This is a genomic window from Alloalcanivorax xenomutans (assembly GCF_032810065.1).
In the GTDB taxonomy this organism is placed as follows: domain Bacteria; phylum Pseudomonadota; class Gammaproteobacteria; order Pseudomonadales; family Alcanivoracaceae; genus Alloalcanivorax; species Alloalcanivorax xenomutans.
The window spans coordinates 3,266,886-3,282,413 of sequence record NZ_CP136538.1 but is presented as its reverse complement, the minus strand read 5'-3'; the positions used below and the strand labels follow the sequence as shown (position 1 = coordinate 3,282,413).

Annotated in this window: 13 protein-coding genes; 11 read left to right on the top strand and 2 right to left on the bottom strand. The window is 63.7% G+C overall.

Annotated features, from left to right (window positions below; translation table 11 throughout):
• Positions 1-21: 21 nt before the first annotated feature.
• The 9 genes from RYH70_RS15025 to RYH70_RS14985 all read left to right on the top strand — a co-directional run bounded on the left by RYH70_RS15025 (position 22) and on the right by RYH70_RS14985 (position 12,360).
• Positions 22-2,070 carry a hypothetical protein gene (locus RYH70_RS15025; RefSeq protein WP_317009349.1) on the top strand — a complete coding sequence of 683 codons (2,049 nt, stop codon included), beginning with the start codon at positions 22-24 and terminating at the stop codon, positions 2,068-2,070.
• A complete protein-coding gene (locus RYH70_RS15020; protein WP_233925987.1) occupies positions 2,067-2,516 on the top strand; it encodes a hypothetical protein in 450 nt (149 codons plus the stop codon). The genes RYH70_RS15025 and RYH70_RS15020 overlap by 4 nt, the downstream gene beginning before the upstream one ends.
• The gene (locus RYH70_RS15015; RefSeq protein WP_317009348.1) at positions 2,513-2,905 is read left to right on the top strand and encodes a flagellar protein FlhE; all 393 of its coding nucleotides are present in this window, start codon (positions 2,513-2,515) and stop codon (positions 2,903-2,905) included. Before RYH70_RS15020 ends, RYH70_RS15015 begins: the two co-directional genes overlap by 4 nt.
• 188 nt (positions 2,906-3,093) lie before the next feature.
• Complete coding sequence (locus RYH70_RS15010) at positions 3,094-3,789, top strand: RNA polymerase sigma factor FliA (protein WP_022995623.1); 696 nt, start codon at positions 3,094-3,096, stop codon at positions 3,787-3,789.
• Between the two features lie 81 nt (positions 3,790-3,870).
• Complete coding sequence (gene prfC, locus RYH70_RS15005; protein WP_026948670.1) at positions 3,871-5,451, top strand: peptide chain release factor 3; 1,581 nt, start codon at positions 3,871-3,873, stop codon at positions 5,449-5,451.
• A 229-nt stretch (positions 5,452-5,680) separates the two neighbouring features.
• Positions 5,681-7,801, top strand: a complete 2,121-nt coding sequence (locus tag RYH70_RS15000; RefSeq protein WP_317009347.1) for a metallophosphoesterase family protein — start codon at positions 5,681-5,683, stop codon at positions 7,799-7,801.
• A 132-nt stretch (positions 7,802-7,933) separates the two neighbouring features.
• Complete coding sequence (locus RYH70_RS14995; protein WP_022995620.1) at positions 7,934-9,535, top strand: isocitrate lyase; 1,602 nt, start codon at positions 7,934-7,936, stop codon at positions 9,533-9,535.
• A 276-nt stretch (positions 9,536-9,811) separates the two neighbouring features.
• Positions 9,812-11,368, top strand: coding sequence for an AMP-binding protein (locus tag RYH70_RS14990; RefSeq protein WP_317009346.1), 1,557 nt, complete (start codon positions 9,812-9,814; stop codon positions 11,366-11,368).
• Positions 11,369-11,376: 8 nt separating this feature from the next.
• Positions 11,377-12,360, top strand: coding sequence for an NAD(P)H-dependent flavin oxidoreductase (locus tag RYH70_RS14985; RefSeq protein WP_317010173.1), 984 nt, complete (start codon positions 11,377-11,379; stop codon positions 12,358-12,360).
• A gap of 14 nt (positions 12,361-12,374) precedes the next feature.
• Here RYH70_RS14985 and RYH70_RS14980 read toward each other — a convergent pair whose 3' ends face one another.
• Positions 12,375-12,722 (bottom strand): TraR/DksA family transcriptional regulator, encoded by a 348-nt coding sequence (locus RYH70_RS14980; protein WP_026948673.1) that lies wholly within the window; start codon positions 12,720-12,722, stop codon positions 12,375-12,377.
• Between the two features lie 103 nt (positions 12,723-12,825).
• Between RYH70_RS14980 and RYH70_RS14975 the strand changes: the two genes are divergently transcribed.
• Complete coding sequence (locus tag RYH70_RS14975; protein ID WP_022995616.1) at positions 12,826-13,392, top strand: LOG family protein; 567 nt, start codon at positions 12,826-12,828, stop codon at positions 13,390-13,392.
• Between the two features lie 38 nt (positions 13,393-13,430).
• The gene (locus RYH70_RS14970) at positions 13,431-13,727 is read left to right on the top strand and encodes a hypothetical protein (protein WP_022995615.1); all 297 of its coding nucleotides are present in this window, start codon (positions 13,431-13,433) and stop codon (positions 13,725-13,727) included.
• 156 nt (positions 13,728-13,883) lie between these two features.
• On the opposite strand, the gene RYH70_RS14965 is transcribed toward RYH70_RS14970, so the two are convergent.
• On the bottom strand, positions 13,884-15,326 hold the full coding sequence (locus RYH70_RS14965) for a phospholipase D family protein (RefSeq protein WP_284456014.1): 1,443 nt from the start codon (positions 15,324-15,326) through the stop codon (positions 13,884-13,886).
• Positions 15,327-15,528: the final 202 nt, after the last annotated feature.

Below are 15,528 nucleotides of genomic sequence, written 5' to 3'. Positions count from 1 at the left end.
TGCCGATGAAGGAAGAGGGTCATGAGTGTCCATCGTTTTGTCGCGCCCACGCAGCGCGAGGCCATGCGCCGGGTCCGTGAGGCCCTGGGTGACGATGCCCTGATCGTGGCCAACCGCCAGGTGCCCGGTGGCGTGGAGCTGGTCGCGCTGCGCGAGGGGGAAGACACCCCCGCGTCTCCGCCTTCCGGCGAGGCCCTGCCGATGGCGGAAGGCGACGCTGATGTCAGCCGGTTGTTGCTGAAGGAAGTGGAAACACTGCGGGCGCTGTTGCGGCGCCGGGAGCGTGGCGAGGGCGCCGCCGATTCGCCGTTGGCGGCGACGCTTCGCGGCGCTGGTTTCAGTGCCGCCCTGATCACCGATGTGCTGGCGGGGCTGCCGGAAGAAGCGGGTGAGGGCGATGCCGCCCGCGCCTGGGTGGAACAACAACTGGCGCGCCGCCTCAATGCCCAGGCGCGGCCCTGGGACAAATTGGCCGAAGGCGGCGTCCTGGCGTTGGTGGGCCCCACCGGCGTGGGCAAAACCACCACCGCCGGCAAGCTGGCGTCGCACTACGCCATGCGCTGGGGGGCGGATCAGGTGGCTCTGGTCAGCGCCGATGGCTACCGGGTGGCGGCCCGGGACCAATTGCGTGTCTACGCGGAACTGCTCGGCGTGGATCTGCATCTGCTGTCACCGGGGCGCACGCTGGCCTCGTTGGCGGGAGTCTTGAACGACAAGCGTCTGGTGATCATCGACACGGTGGGGCTGGGACAGCGCGATGAACGTCTGGCGGAAGGGTTCGCGCCTCTGGTGGGCGGCGCGCGCAGCACCCACGCGGTGCTGTTGCTGAACGCGGCCAGTCAGGCGGAGACCCTGGACGAGGTCAGCACTCACTATCGCCGTGCCGCGCGGCAAGCCGGGATGACGCTGGACGATGTGATCATCACCAAGAGTGATGAAGCAGCCCGTCTGGCGCCGTTGCTGGACGTGGTGATCGGTCAGGGACTGCGGCCCTGGTTCCAATGTGATGGCCAACGGGTGCCGGAAGATCTGGCTCCTCTGGACGGTGTCGAACTGGTCCGGCAAGCCTTGAATCAGGGCGATTGCCGGACCGGCGGCGCGCTGCCGTTCAATCCACTGGCCCAGACCGGCACCCTGGTGAATACCCTCGCCGACCTGCGTCGCGACGTGCCCGGCTTCTCCTGGCTGGAACAGGCACTGGCGGGGCAATGGCAGAGGCAGCCGCCGCTGCCGCGGGGCGACGAGACCGGCTGGCTGTTCTGGCCGGCGGCGCGGGATGAGGCTGCCCTGGTGCTGGGCAAGGAGGGCGAGGCCTGGCCGCTGTGGCCGCCGGAGGAGGCTTCCCGCATTCGCTGTTTGCAATGGTGCCGCCGCCATTACCCGTCACTGATGCCGGTGCTCTCCGGTGTGCCGCAAGCCACCGTCTGGCGGTGGCTGGATCGTCAGGCGATAGACTGGATGGCGAGGGTACAGGCACAGGCGCGGGTGCGTTATCGGGGAGACATCCAGCCATTGTGGGCGCTGCGCGAACAGGCACCGGAACTGGGGGAGGCATTGTTGCGGCAGAAGGGGCGCACGCTGCGGGTCAGTCTGCGCGCCTTGCCGGTGGCGGCGGCTTCCGGCCGTCGTTACAGCGGCCTGGTGCGTGCCTGGTTCCTGCAAGCGCGGGATCCTGACACGGATCGGGTGCGTGGCTGGCGTTATGCCTTTCTGCCCATTGATTGGGACCTGTCGCGGGCGCGACCGCATTTGCTGGCGTTGTGGCGGGGGCAGGCGGTGGCCGGGCTCAGCCAGCGGGCCATGCGGGAGCTGCCGGCGGGCGCCGCCTTGTCACCGGGCGATTCTTCACCTTCCTCTTCCCGCTACGCGTCTTATCGTTCCGCCGCCGCCGGACTGGCGGCCCTGGCCTGCCGTCTCGACGAGGAGCAGAGCGACTGGGCGGTGGCCACTCGCGGCCGGGTCCTGGGCCTGCTCGGGCCACGCCGCCGGCGCACCCCGGAACGGTTGCTGACGGCGCTGCTGCATGTGATCCGTACCCACGACGCTCTGCGTCTGATGAGGGCGTCATGACCGCCGTGCCCGGTGTGGATCAAGCCGCCGGACTGCGGGCCTGGGCCGCCACGCGCGGCCAAAGTGTCGCGCCGACCCTGGTGGTGGTGGGCGATCCGCTACCGGCCCAGGCCGGACGGCGGGCCCGGGCGGTGCTGGAACACTGGGCCGACTGCGGCTGGCGTTGGGTTGGCGTGGCGCGGGACTGGCGCATCGTGCCGCTGTCTCCGGCTCTGCCGGTACCGGTCAGTGCCCGGCGCGAACCCCGTTGGGCGCTGTGGGTGGAGCCGGACGGCGCCGGTTTGCGCCGGGCCCTGAGCTGTCTGGAATCGGTGCGGCGTCAGCAAGGACCGCGACGCCTGCTGGCGCTGCACCCGCCCCGGCTGCAACGGCGTGGTCTGCTGGACAATCTGCAGCAGGCGGCCCGGCGTTTTCTCGACACCGATCTGGTGGTGCTGGCGCCATGACAGTGCTGCGCGGGCTGTTGTGGATGAGCCTGCTGTGGCCCTGGCTGGCGCCGGCGGCGCCGGGCAGTTGGAGTGCCGAAGCGCCTTCGGTGCGGGTGGCGGTACCGGGACGGATCTACCATAGCGAGGCGTTGCTGCCGCCCGGTGACGCCGCTGCGCGGGGCAACTACATCCAGAAAGTACGCTGGCGCTACAGCACGCCGCCGGGGCGTTCGTTGCGCGCCTGGTTATGTCGGGGCGAACGCTGTCTGCCGCTGTCCGGCAACCGGGGCATCAGCGAAGCGTTGCAGGGACCGGCGTGGGCGCCGCTGTCGTTCCGTTTCCAACTGCCCGACGGCGAACGCCGCGCGGTGACGGTCACCGACATTCAGGTTCTGGTCAATTACTGAATTACTGATAGTGACGATTGGTTGCGGACCTGGTGCCCAGTGCCGTGTCTCCGCCAGTCGCCGGAATAACCCCCAACAATGCCGTCTTTTCCGGGCATGGCCATCGCCATGGAAGCGAATAATGGATGGACTCCCGCGATTCGGGGTGATCAGTGCGGACGCCGATGGGGCGCTGTTGAGGACAGGGCATGTACACCGCTCAAGGGAAAATCGACCAACAGGCGCTGCTGGAGGAACACTTGCCAGCGGTGCGGCGCCAGGCGCTGGCGTTGCAGGTCAAGCTGCCTGCCAGCATTGAACTGGACGATCTGATCCAGGCCGGTACCGTCGGCCTGCTGGATGCTCTGCGCCGCTATGATCCCAACGCCGGCGCCAGTTTCTCCACCTTTGCCAGCCAGCGCATTCGCGGTGCCATGATCGATGAATTGCGTTCACGTGACTGGTTGCCGCGCAGCGTGCGCCGCCATGCGCGCGAACTGGACCGGTGCGTGCACCGGCTCGAGCAACGACTCGGCCGTGCCCCCCAGGAACGGGAAGTGGCCGCCGAGATGGGCATGAGCCTGGAGGAGTACCGGCAGTTGCTCAGCGACACCAATAGCGGCCTGCTGCTGCCGTTCGAGGACATCGTCGCCGAACAGGGCGAACCGGATGCCGGCGGCAATGGCCCGCCGGACCCGTTCAGCGCCCTGGTGGACGGGCAGCAGCGCGACCGCCTGATCGCCGCCATCGAGGCATTGCCGGACCGGGAAAAACTGCTCATCGGGCTGTATTACCAGGAAGACCTCAACCTCAAGGAAATCGGCGCCGTGCTGGGCGTCACCGAATCCCGGGTTTGTCAATTGCACAGCCAGGCGGTGAGCCGTTTGCGCGGCCGCCTGGCTTGATTCTCGCCCGCGGTAACGCGGCTTCCTACACGAAGCGGTCCGTCAGCGCTACAATGCGCGCCGACGCAGACCGAGATCGCTATGAAGCCCATCGACGAAATCCACAAACGGCGCACTTTCGCCATCATCTCGCACCCGGATGCCGGTAAGACCACCATTACCGAGAAGCTGCTGCTGTACGGAAATCAGATCCAGCTGGCGGGCACGGTGAAGGGGAAGAAATCCGGCCGCCATGCCACCTCCGACTGGATGGAGATGGAGAAGGAGCGGGGCATTTCCGTGACCACCTCGGTGATGCAGTTCCCTTATCAAGACGCCATGGTCAATCTGCTCGACACGCCGGGGCACGCCGATTTCTCCGAGGATACCTATCGTACCCTGACCGCGGTGGATTCCGCCTTGATGGTGATCGACGCCGCCAAGGGCGTGGAGGAGCGGACCGTCAAGCTGATGGAGGTGTGCCGGCTGCGCGACACGCCGATCCTCACTTTCATCAACAAGCTGGACCGCGACGTGCGTGATCCCATCGAGGTGCTGGATGAGATCGAGGACGTTCTCAATATCGAGTGCGCCCCGGTGACCTGGCCGATCGGCATGGGCAAGAGCTTCAAGGGCGTCTACAACCTGCTGCGCGATGCCACCGTTCTGTATAAGACCGGCCAGGGCCATACCATCCAGGACGTGCGCGAGATCGAGGGCCTGAATAATCCGGAACTGGATCAGGCGGTGGGGGCGGACTACGCCCAGGAACTGCGTGACATGCTGGAACTGGTGCGCGGCGCCAGCCACGATTTCGATCTGCAGCGGTTCCTGGATGGCCGGCTGACCCCGGTGTTCTTCGGTACCGCCCTGGGTAATTTCGGCGTCGACCATATGCTCGACGGCCTGGTGAAATGGGCGCCGGCACCGCAACCCCGGGAAGCGGTGGAGCGCAAGGTGGAAGCGGAAGAACCGAAGATGACCGGCTTCGTTTTCAAGATCCAGGCCAATATGGATCCGCGCCACCGTGATCGGATCGCCTTCATGCGCATCTGTTCCGGCAAGTATCAGAAGGGTATCAAGCTCAAGCAGTGCCGTACCGGCAAGGAAGTGCGCATCTCCGATGCGCTGACATTCCTGGCCGGGGAGCGGGACAATGTGGAAGAAGCCTTTGCTGGCGACATCATCGGCCTGCACAACCACGGTACCATCCAGATCGGTGATACCTTCACCGAGGGCGAGGACCTGCGCTTCACCGGTATTCCGCACTTCGCGCCGGAGCTGTTCCGGCGGGTGGTGCTGAATGATCCGCTGAAGAGCAAGCAGCTCCATAAGGGCCTCACCCAACTGGCGGAGGAGGGCGCCACCCAGGTGTTCTTCCCGCTGCGGAACAATGACGTGGTGCTGGGCGCGGTGGGAACGCTGCAGTTCGACGTGGTGGCGGCTCGCCTGAAGGCCGAATACGGGGTGGAATGCCGTTACGAGCCGGTCAACGTCACCACCGCCCGCTGGATGGAAGCGGACAGCGAACGCGAACTGGCGTCTTTTGAACGCAAAGCCTACGACAACCTGGCCCGCGACGGCGCCGGTCATCTGACCTACCTGGCGCCCACACGCGTCAACCTGCAACTCACCGAGGAACGGCACCCGGAAATCCGTTTCCTGGAGACCCGGGAGATTTGATCTCCCGGATTTTCCCGGACACCGTTGCCGTACAAATTTTAAACGGACTGAAACCTGCCGGTCCCCGCTTTGCAACAACGGGGACCTAGGCTCCTCCCCCAGCGCCTTTGTCTCCATCTCCGCCGTTCTGGCGGCTATCCCATGAATCGTCGCGAAAACCACACCCGTGAGGGTGCCGGGACCTTTGGGGGGCGCTTCCATAGCATCAATAACATCGGGGAGCACAGTCATGTTTTTTTCTTCTCGCCCCGGCCGTCTGGCCCGGGTGTTTCTGATTCTGCTGTTGTCGATACCGTCGCTGGTGTTGGCGCAGTCCGCTCCGAACCCCACGGTTCGGGATACCGTGTTCGATATCCAACAACGCTTTCTTGAGCAGTTCAGTATCGAGGAGTTGCAGTCGATGACACCGGATCAGGTGCTCGCCAACCTCTCCGCCGAGGAGCGTCATATTCTCGGCACCGACTTTGTTCGCTTCACCGTGAACGTACCGGCGGTGGTTTCGGTGATACGGGATCCATGGCCGGTGGCGCAGTTCTGGTTGGCGGACCTGGGGTTCGAGAAAACCGATCTGAAGGCCCGCATTCGCCATGAGACCGAATGGGAAGTGTGGCAGGCGACGTTTCCCGCCGGCGAGGTGGGGCTTGGGGTCAACGGCATCATCGACGGTGATTCCAACGGCAGTATCGAGTCCTACGCCATCGCGGTGGCCCCGGTGAACGCGGATGACGAACTGGTGATCAGCGATCTCTACCATCCGTCCTTCGGCCTGGATACCGTGGCTCTGGAGCGTCCGGCCTGGGCCGATGAAGAGAGCCGTTACTTTATCGAGCTGCCGGACCAACTGGTGGGACAGCAGTCCGTGCAGTTACTGCGGACTCGCCGCAACGATGGCCAGTTGATCCATTTCGCCAATGTCACGCCGTATCCATCCACCGCGAAGCCGGACCAGGTGGTCCTGACACTGGGCGATGATCCCGCCACGTCGGCGGTGGTGCAATGGCGCACGGGCCGCACGGAAAACGCCGGCAAAGTCGTGTTCCAGGAAAAAAGCCGTTTTACCGGCTTCGAGGCCGGCGATGACTATCTGTCCGCCTCATCCGAGGGGCCGGCGGTGATTGACTCGCCGCGGGAGGACATCCTGGCCGAGTACGACACGCTGGACGATTACCCCGGTGGCTTGCTTGAGCTGCGCCCGGAGCCGGGCAATGATCCGGTGGTGAACCGGCATATCGTTCCCCTGCGTGACCTGAAACCGGCCACCACCTACGTCTATGCCGTGGGTAACGGCGAGGATGGCGGCTGGAGCGCGCCGCGGGAGTTCACCACCGATCCGGCCGATCCGGAGGCCTTTTCCTTTATCTATATGGGCGACGTGCAGCACGGCTTCGAGGAATGGGAGCCGCTGGTACGCCGGGCCTATGAATACACGCCCAACGCCCGTTTTATCGTGATGACCGGCGACATGGTCAACCGCGGGCCGGAGCGGGATGACTGGGACGCTTTCTTCCACGCCAGCGAAGGGGTGTACTCGGAACAGCCGCTGGTGCCGGTGCTGGGCAACCACGAATACAACGGCCAGGAACCGACACTCTATCTGGACCAGTTCATGCTGCCGGAGAACGGCCCGCGGGGCATGGAGGAACGTCTCTACAGTTTCCGTTATGGCGACGCCTTCTTCGCCATCATAGACGGCAGCCTCAAAGGCGAGGAGGAACTGGCCAAGCAGGCGGCCTGGCTGGATCAGCAACTGGCTCAGGCGGACGCCACCTGGAAGTTCGTGGCCATTCACCAGCCCATTTATGGCTCCCGCCCCACCCAGGACGAACCGGAGTTGCGCCAGGCCTTCTTACCGATCTTGGATCGTCACGGTGTGGATCTGATGCTGCAAGGTCATACTCATGCTTATCTGCGCACTCAGCCGATGAAGGGCGGAGAGGTGGTCCCCGAAGGGGAGGGCACGGTGTATCTGGTGGCCAATTCCGGCACCAAGTTCTATGAAGTGGGGGGCTTCCAGGAGAAGTATGGGGTGGAGCCGGCGGTCATGATCGCGGATCTGGCCACTTATCAGGTCATCGATATCGACGGCGGGGAGCTGCGTTACCGGGCCTACGATGTGGACGGGGCCGTGGTCGACGCCTTTACCCTGGAGAAAACACCGGTGGATGAGGAAGAGCCAGTCGACCCCGAGCCCGAGCCGGAACCGCCGGCTTCCGGGGGCGGATCCGGTGGTGGGGGCTGGGGGCCGGGTCTGCTGCTGGCGGGCGCCCTGCTGCTTTGGCGCCGCCGTCCGCGCCGGCGCGGCGTTTCCGGGGCTTGCCACTACCATTCACCAGAGAAATATTGGGTATAACCCATATTGATTGTTTTTATGGGCAAGGGCCCCCTAGAATGCGCGCCATCGGTAGCCGGCGTCGGGTAGGGGCCCTTTTCCCTGCATGACCGGCGGCTTCGGTGTTCATTCTTCTATCGACAAGGATTGACCATGTCACAGTACCTCAAAGAGATCGAAGCACTGAGCTCCGTGGTTGGTGCCAATAACACCTGGCACGACATCAACCCGGAATCCGCTGTTCGCATGCGCCTGCAAAACCGCTTCAAAACGCATCTGGACATCGCCAAGTACAACGCCAAGATCATGCGCGAAGACATGGCGGCCTACGATGCGGACTCCTCCAAGTACACCCAGTCCCTGGGTTGCTGGCACGGTTTCATCGGTCAGCAGAAGATGATTTCCATCAAGAAGCACTTCGGCAGCACCAAAGGCCGGTACCTGTACCTGTCCGGCTGGATGGTCGCCGCTCTGCGTTCCGAATTCGGTCCGCTGCCCGATCAGTCCATGCATGAGAAGACCGCGGTCGCCGATCTGATCCGCGAACTGTACACCTTCCTCAAGCAAGCCGACGCCTGGGAACTGAACCACCTGTTCCGTGCCCTGGACGACGCCAAAGCCGCTGGTGACGAAGCCAAAAAAGCCGAAATCATCAGCCAGATCGACAACTTCGAAACCCACGTTGTGCCGATCATCGCCGATATCGATGCTGGCTTCGGTAACCCGGAAGCCACCTATCTGATGGCCAAGCAACTGATCGAAGCCGGTGCTTGCTGCATCCAGATCGAGAACCAGGTTTCCGACGAGAAGCAGTGTGGCCACCAGGACGGTAAAGTGACCGTTCCCCACGCCGACTTCCTGGCCAAAATCAACGCTGTGCGTTACGCCTTCCTCGAGCTGGGTGTTGACGACGGTGTCATCGTTGCCCGTACCGACTCCCTGGGCGCCGGCCTGACCAAGCAGATCGCCGTGACCAACGAGCCGGGCGACCTGGGCGACCAGTACAACGCGTTCCTGGATGGCGAGTACATCGACGACGCGTCCCAGATCAACAACGGTGACGTTGTGATCAAGTCCAACGGCAAGCTGCTCAAGCCGAAGCGTCTGGCTTCCGGCCTGTTCCAGTTCAAGGCCGGCACCGGTGTCGACCGTGTGGTTCTGGACTGTATCACCAGCCTGCAGAACGGCGCCGATCTGCTGTGGATCGAAACCGAGAAGCCGCACGTGGGCCAGATCGCGGAAATGGTTAACCGTATCCGTGAAGTAGTGCCGGACGCCAAGCTGGTTTACAACAACAGCCCGTCCTTCAACTGGACCCTGAACTTCCGTCAGCAAGTGTTCGACGCTTGGGAGAAGGAAGGCAAGGACGTGTCCGCTTACGACCGCGACAAGCTGATGAGCGCCGACTACGACGGCACCGAGCTGGCTCAGCTGGCCGACGAGTGGACCCGGAACTTCCAGCGCGATGCTTCTCGCGAAGCGGGTATCTTCCACCACCTGATCACGCTGCCGACCTACCACACCGCTGCTCTGTCCACCGATCAGCTGGCCAAGGGTTACTTCGGCGACGAAGGCATGCTGGCCTATGTGGCCGGCGTACAGCGCCGCGAGATCCGCGAAGGCGTTGCCACCGTGAAGCACCAGGACATGGCCGGTTCCAACATCGGTGATGACCACAAAGAGTACTTCTCCGGTGAAGCCGCGCTGAAAGCCGGTGGTAAAGACAACACCATGGGTCAGTTCGAGAACATCTAAGTCTCGATCTTACTCAGGTAAGTCTGGAAAAGGCGGGCCCTCGGGCCCGCCTTTTTTGTTTGGCAGAATTTTCCACAGACCGTGCCACAGCGGCCTTGTAGCCAACTGTGGGTTCATGACCCTTTTCGTCAATGGATCTGGCGTGATCGGCGATTGTCCCGGCCCGCTCCCCGGGCGGATGATGCTGAAACCCTCATAAAAGCGTGGGCCGCGCCCGCGATATCAGAACAACAATACCCGACCCCGACCGCGGGGCATGAAGAACGGAGAGGCGAGATGCAAGACGCTCACGATGTTGGTCTGACGCTGGGCACGCTCGTCCTGCGTGCTCTGGCACGTCATCCGGACCGCACCGCCTTCACCTGGGAAGGCGGGGAACTCAGCTATCGCGGTGCCGCCGATCTGATCGGCCGACTGCAGAAAGTCTTTCTGAACCACGGCCTGCAACGGGGCGACCGGGTCGCCGTGCTCAGCGCCAACCGGGCCGATGGCTGGTGCGCCGGGGTCGCGGCGCAGCTGTGTGGTGCGGCCACCACCGCTTTGCATCCCAAGGGGGCGTTATCCGATCACCAGTTCCAACTGGAGGACTGTGATGCCGCTTTCCTGGTGGCGGACGCTGAAGCGTTCGGTGACGTCGGCGCGGCGTTGTCGGCCCGGCCGGGGATGATCACGTTTACCCTGACGGCGGCGGAGTATGGCGTCGACCTGAGCCGGGCGGTGGCGCGGATCGGAGCGGCGACGGCCCGTGATCTGGCTCAGGCCAGTGATATCGCCACCCTGAACTACACCGGCGGTACCACCGGGCGCTCCAAGGGCGCGTTCCGCCGCCATCAGGCGCTGGTGGCTTCCGCCGTGGCGATCCTGGCGGATTTCGAACTGCCGCGCCGGCCTTATTATCTGGCGGTGGCACCGATCAGCCATGTGTCCGGCACCAAGGTGCTGCCGACGCTGATCCGGGGCGGCTGTGTACACCTGATGAGCGGCTTCGATACCGGCGAAGTGCTGACGGCGATCGAACGGCGGCGGATCAATTTCACCTTGATGGTGCCAACCATGCTCTACAGCCTGCTGGACGACGCCCGCCTGGCGAAGGCTGATCTGTCTTCCCTGGAGCTGCTGTTGTACGGCGCCTCGCCCATGTCGCCGACCCGGCTGGCCGAAGGCATGGATCGGATCGGTCCGGTGTTCGCGCAACTGTTTGGCCAGACCGAATGCTATCCGATCACCTATCTGCCAAAGGAAGACCATGACCCCGCCCATCCACAATGGCTGGCGTCCTGCGGCTTCCCCGTTTCCTCCAACCGTATCGCTCTGCTGGACGACGAGGGCCATGCCGTGCCGCTTGGCGAGGCGGGGGAAATCTGCGTGCGCGGTCCGTCGATGATGGAAGGGTACTGGAACCAGCCGGAGCAGACCGAGGAAGCGATGCAATTCGGCTGGCTGCATACCGGTGACGTGGCGAGGGCGGATGAGCAGGGCCGACTGTATATCGTGGACCGCAAGAAGGACATGATCGTCACCGGTGGTTTCAACGTCTACACCCGCGCGGTGGAGGATGTGCTCAGTGCTCATCCGGCGGTGGCCATGGCGGCGGTGATCGGCGTGCCGGACCCGCGCTGGGGCGAAGCGGTCACCGCCATCGTGGTTTGCCACCCGGGCGAGCAGGTATCGGCGCGGACCCTGATCCAGCAGGTCAAGGATTTGAAAGGTGCCGCTCACGCGCCGAAAAAGCTCGAATTCGTCGATGCCCTGCCACTGACCAGCCTGGGCAAAATCGACAAGAAAGCGCTGCGGGCCCGTTATTGGGCCGGCCAGAGCCGGCAGATAGGATGAACGGTGTGATGCGGAACCAAGCCATGGGATTGCCACCTTCTCTGGCGCGCCGGCTGCGTTTGCCGCTGATCGCCGCGCCCATGTTCCGGGTCTCCGGGCCGGAACTGGTGATCGCCGCCTGCCGTCAGGGCGTGATCGGTTCGTTCCCCACCGCCAACTGCCGCACGGTGGAAGAGTACGACCGCTGGTTGAGTGAAATCAGCGCCGCGCTGACGGCTGAAGACGCGCCGTTCTGTCCCAACCTGATCATGCGGCGGCGGAGCCTGAAGGAAGAGCTGGCCTGCCTGCTGAAACACAAGGTGGAAATGGTGATCACCAGTGTTGGCGCGCCGGAGCCGGTGATCGCGCCGTTGCACGACATCGGCTGTCTGGTGTTCGCCGATGTGGCCAATGTCCGCCACGCGGAGAAGGCCATCGCCGCTGGCGCCGACGGCCTGATTCTGCTCACCGCCGGTGCCGGCGGTCAGACTGGCTGGGCCAATGGCTTCGCTTTCGCGCGCGCGGTGCGGGCGCTGTTCGATGGTCCCATGGTGCTGGCCGGAGGCATCAGCGATGGCCAGGCGCTGTGGGCGGCCCAGGCCCTGGGCTGTGATCTGGGCTATATGGGCACCAAGTTCATCGCCACCCGGGAAAGCCTGGCGGCGGACGGCTACAAACAAATGCTGGTGGATTCCCGGTTGGATGACATCATGCTCAGCCGTGCCTTCACTGGTCTGGAAACCAATACGTTGAGGCCGTCGGTGATCGCCGCCGGTCTTGATCCGGATGATCTGCCCACGAATATGACCGAGCAGCGCGCGGCGGCCTTATACGGTGGTGGTTCCGGCCATTCCGGGCCGAAACGCTGGGTGGACGTATGGAGTGCCGGGCATTCGGTGTCCGGGGTCGGCACGATTCCGTCGGTGGCGGAGCTGGTGGCGGAAACCATGCAAGAATACCGGCGGGCGCGGGCGGAAACCCTGGCGTTGCTGCATACCAACGGTGGCGGATAAGACGCCGATCGCGTTCACACCTCCCGGGACTGGGCGCAAGTCAGGCACAGGCGCGCCGTCGGGTCGATACGCAGCCGGCGCGGATCGATGCCCTTGCCACAGTCGTCGCAATAACCGTACTCATCATTGTCCAGGTCCCTGAGGGCCCGCTCGATCCGTAGCAACTGATGCTGCTGGCGTCGCCTTGTTTCCTGTGCCATGGCCTGTCCCTGCATGGCATCCATTCGCGACAGCCGGCCGATGCTGGGTTGGTCCAGGGCAACCGGCCTGCTGGCGTCTTCACTGTGCGCCAGAGTGTCCTCAAGCTCGTGCCGCAGCGCGGTTAGCCGATCCTTCATTTCTTTGCGATCATCGTCGTTCATTCTGGTACCTTGCTCTGATCATGCTTACTGTTGTGGCCGGTTTGTCCCGGTTGGTCAATAGTCAGGGCCTGACAGGATTGTTCGATAGTCAAACGGAGTAGTAATGAACATTGCGGTGTTTTGCGGTTCCAGTTCCGGTGTCGATCCCATCTATGAACAACAGGCGCGGGCGCTGGCCCGGGCGCTGGTGGAGCAGGGTCATGGCCTGGTCTATGGTGGTGGCCGGGTAGGACTGATGGGCGTGATCGCCGATGCGGTCCTGGAGGCCGGCGGCGAGGTTATCGGGGTGATTCCCCAGGCGCTCAAGGATCGGGAGATTCAGCACACCGGGATTACCGAATTGCACGTGGTGGAAGACATGCACCAGCGCAAGGCGATGATGGCGGAACTGGCGGATGGTTTCATCGCCATGCCCGGTGGCGCCGGTACCCTGGAAGAGATCTTCGAGGTATGGACCTGGGCGCAGCTGGGCTACCATCACAAGCCCTGTGGTTTTTTCAACGTGATCGGCTATTACGACGGCTTGATCGGTTTTCTGGAACACATGGTGGACCAGGGTTTCATGAAGCCCGCTTACCGGGAAATGCTTACCGTGGACGCGGATCCCGGGGCGCTGGTGGCGGCGTTCGCCGATTACCAGGCGCCGGTGGCGAAATGGGAGAAGGGGTAAGCAATGTTGAAACCACAACCTGATCAGGAGACGCGCCCATGATGGCGGTGCTTACCGGCGGTTTGATCATCATATGGCTGGCGCTTTCCGCCGGCCGGACGTTGCTGCGCTATCTGCAGGTGGAACTGCATCGCTCCGCGGCCATCGCCGCGCCGTTGCTGCTGGCGGTATTGGAATCGGCGCTGTTCCTGTGTCAGGTGCGGGGCACTCCATTGTTGCTGGAATCCGAAGTGCCCCTGGCCTTGTCGCTGCTGCTGGCGCTGACCTGGGGGATTAATGGTTTGGTGGCGGTGAAGGTGGTAAAAGCCGGAAGTCAGGCGTCGGGCGTTCAATAAAGAAATACGGATTACCGATGTGGCCTTCAAGACAAGAATTCAGAGCTGACGAAGTCGCTGTGGGAGCTTGCCTGCAAGCGAATGGACTCGGGCCCTGAATTCGAGAATTCGCTTGCAGGCAAGCTCCCGCAGCGGCGGGCGGCTCCACCGGTTTTTTCAGAACGTCGACCAGCCGGTGAACTCCATGATCCGGTACAGCGCCATACGCCAATACGACGTGTCCTCGTAGGCCTCATAGGGCAGGCTGAACAACCTGTCGCCCGGGTTACCCCAACGTCTCTCGAATGTGGCCCGGGCACGGCTGATGACCTCATCTTCGGCTCCGGCCACCCATTCCACGCTGGTTTCCAGATTCAAATTATCCAGGTTGCGCCGGGTGTAGTTGGCGGACCCGAGGATCAGCCGCGCCGGGCGGTCGCTGTCCGCCGCCGGAAAGCGCAGCAGCATCTTGGTATGGCATTGTTCTCCGGTGGTGGCACACCAGCGCACCGCGACACCGGCGTCATGCAGCTCCCAGGCCACCTGCCGGTTGGGCACGCCATTTTTCTCTCGGCCGAAGGCATCCTTGTTCGGGTCCAGCAGCAGGCGCACCCAGACACCTCGTCGTTGCGCCTCGGCCAGGGCTTTCACCAGCGGGCGGTGGGAAAGATAAAACACACCGACATCCAACTGCTCGCCCTGGCGCGCTTCGTTCACGGTGGCCAGCAGGGCATCGCGGATGGCGCCCTCGGTGAGCAGGCGCAAATGGGGCAGGGCGTCGCCGCCGGTTTCGGAGGGCGGGGCCGTCGGCCAGTCCTCGCCCACCGCGGCGCCGGACCAGCGTGCCACCGCCAGTTCCGAGTGCAGGACATCAAGCGCCGCCGGACCGCTGAAGCGCAGGGCAATGTTGGAGTGGGCGCTGCTGGCGTCGTGAGCGTTGGCCGAGGTGACCAGCGCGGTCCAGTCATCGCCTTCGTCCACCACCAGGGTCTTGCGGTGATTGGCCTTGAAGTTGAGCAGGCTCAGATAGGTTCTCAACGTGACCTCGTCGCCGCCGGTGGGATTGGGCAGCCAACCGGCGCCCGCGCTATTGCCGAACCATTGACAACACACCCGCCACAGCGCCGACCAACTCGGGTTGGAATCGCGCAGACGGGGCAAGGCGGTGAAGACCACCGGAATGCCGGCCTGACGCAAACGCTCCAGCTGCGGCGCCCTGACACCGCCATAGAGAGTGTTGAAGGGATCGGTGATGACCAGCATGCGCAGCCCGGGCACCGCAGCGTGACGAGCCAGCAGCGCTGCGGTGAGCTGTTCGCTGAGCGGCCGATGGGCGCTGCCGCTGTCGCCGGCGAAGGTGTTGAACAGGAACATATCCACCACCACAAGCTTCCTGGCCTGGCCGATCAAGCGAAAATACTCGTCGAAAATGGCCTGATCGAAATGGCGATCTCCTTGTTTATTGCTCCAGGTGTCGTCCACCAGCAGCGCCACCTGATGGGCGGAACGCGGCGGCCCGGCTTCGCCAACGCCCTCCGGTAGCGGCTTGTAGCGTTGCCAGATGGCTATCGCGATGAGTAGTACCAGCACCGTGAGCAGTGCTTTTTTCCATGGCTTCATAGTGTGTCCTGTCGCAAGTAGGGAGCAGCCGGAGCGGGGCCGACCGCTGATATTCGCGGGGAGGGTGGCGGCGGGTCAAGGCGGACGGCGCCATTCGACAGTGCAAGGGATAATGGCACCTTCGTACATGTTGTGAAAAAAATGACGGTTTGGTTAACGCTCCGGTAACCGCCAGCCAACAGTGTTTTCGCCTCCGTTGGGA

What these genes read in the sequence shown, in the direction of transcription:
- RYH70_RS15010 (WP_022995623.1), top strand. Translation starts at nt 3,094, where the DNA reads ATGTACACCGCTCAAGGGAAAATCGACCAACAGGCGCTGCTGGAGGAA.
- RYH70_RS15015 (WP_317009348.1), top strand. Translation starts at nt 2,513, where the DNA reads ATGACAGTGCTGCGCGGGCTGTTGTGGATGAGCCTGCTGTGGCCCTGG.
- RYH70_RS14995 (WP_022995620.1), top strand. Translation starts at nt 7,934, where the DNA reads ATGTCACAGTACCTCAAAGAGATCGAAGCACTGAGCTCCGTGGTTGGT.
- RYH70_RS15020 (WP_233925987.1), top strand. Translation starts at nt 2,067, where the DNA reads ATGACCGCCGTGCCCGGTGTGGATCAAGCCGCCGGACTGCGGGCCTGG.
- RYH70_RS14975 (WP_022995616.1), top strand. Translation starts at nt 12,826, where the DNA reads ATGAACATTGCGGTGTTTTGCGGTTCCAGTTCCGGTGTCGATCCCATC.
- RYH70_RS14990 (WP_317009346.1), top strand. Translation starts at nt 9,812, where the DNA reads ATGCAAGACGCTCACGATGTTGGTCTGACGCTGGGCACGCTCGTCCTG.
- RYH70_RS14970 (WP_022995615.1), top strand. Translation starts at nt 13,431, where the DNA reads ATGATGGCGGTGCTTACCGGCGGTTTGATCATCATATGGCTGGCGCTT.
- RYH70_RS14965 (WP_284456014.1), bottom strand. Translation starts at nt 15,326, where the DNA reads ATGAAGCCATGGAAAAAAGCACTGCTCACGGTGCTGGTACTACTCATC.
- RYH70_RS15025 (WP_317009349.1), top strand. Translation starts at nt 22, where the DNA reads ATGAGTGTCCATCGTTTTGTCGCGCCCACGCAGCGCGAGGCCATGCGC.
- RYH70_RS14980 (WP_026948673.1), bottom strand. Translation starts at nt 12,722, where the DNA reads ATGAACGACGATGATCGCAAAGAAATGAAGGATCGGCTAACCGCGCTG.
- prfC (WP_026948670.1), top strand. Translation starts at nt 3,871, where the DNA reads ATGAAGCCCATCGACGAAATCCACAAACGGCGCACTTTCGCCATCATC.
- RYH70_RS14985 (WP_317010173.1), top strand. Translation starts at nt 11,377, where the DNA reads ATGCGGAACCAAGCCATGGGATTGCCACCTTCTCTGGCGCGCCGGCTG.
- RYH70_RS15000 (WP_317009347.1), top strand. Translation starts at nt 5,681, where the DNA reads ATGTTTTTTTCTTCTCGCCCCGGCCGTCTGGCCCGGGTGTTTCTGATT.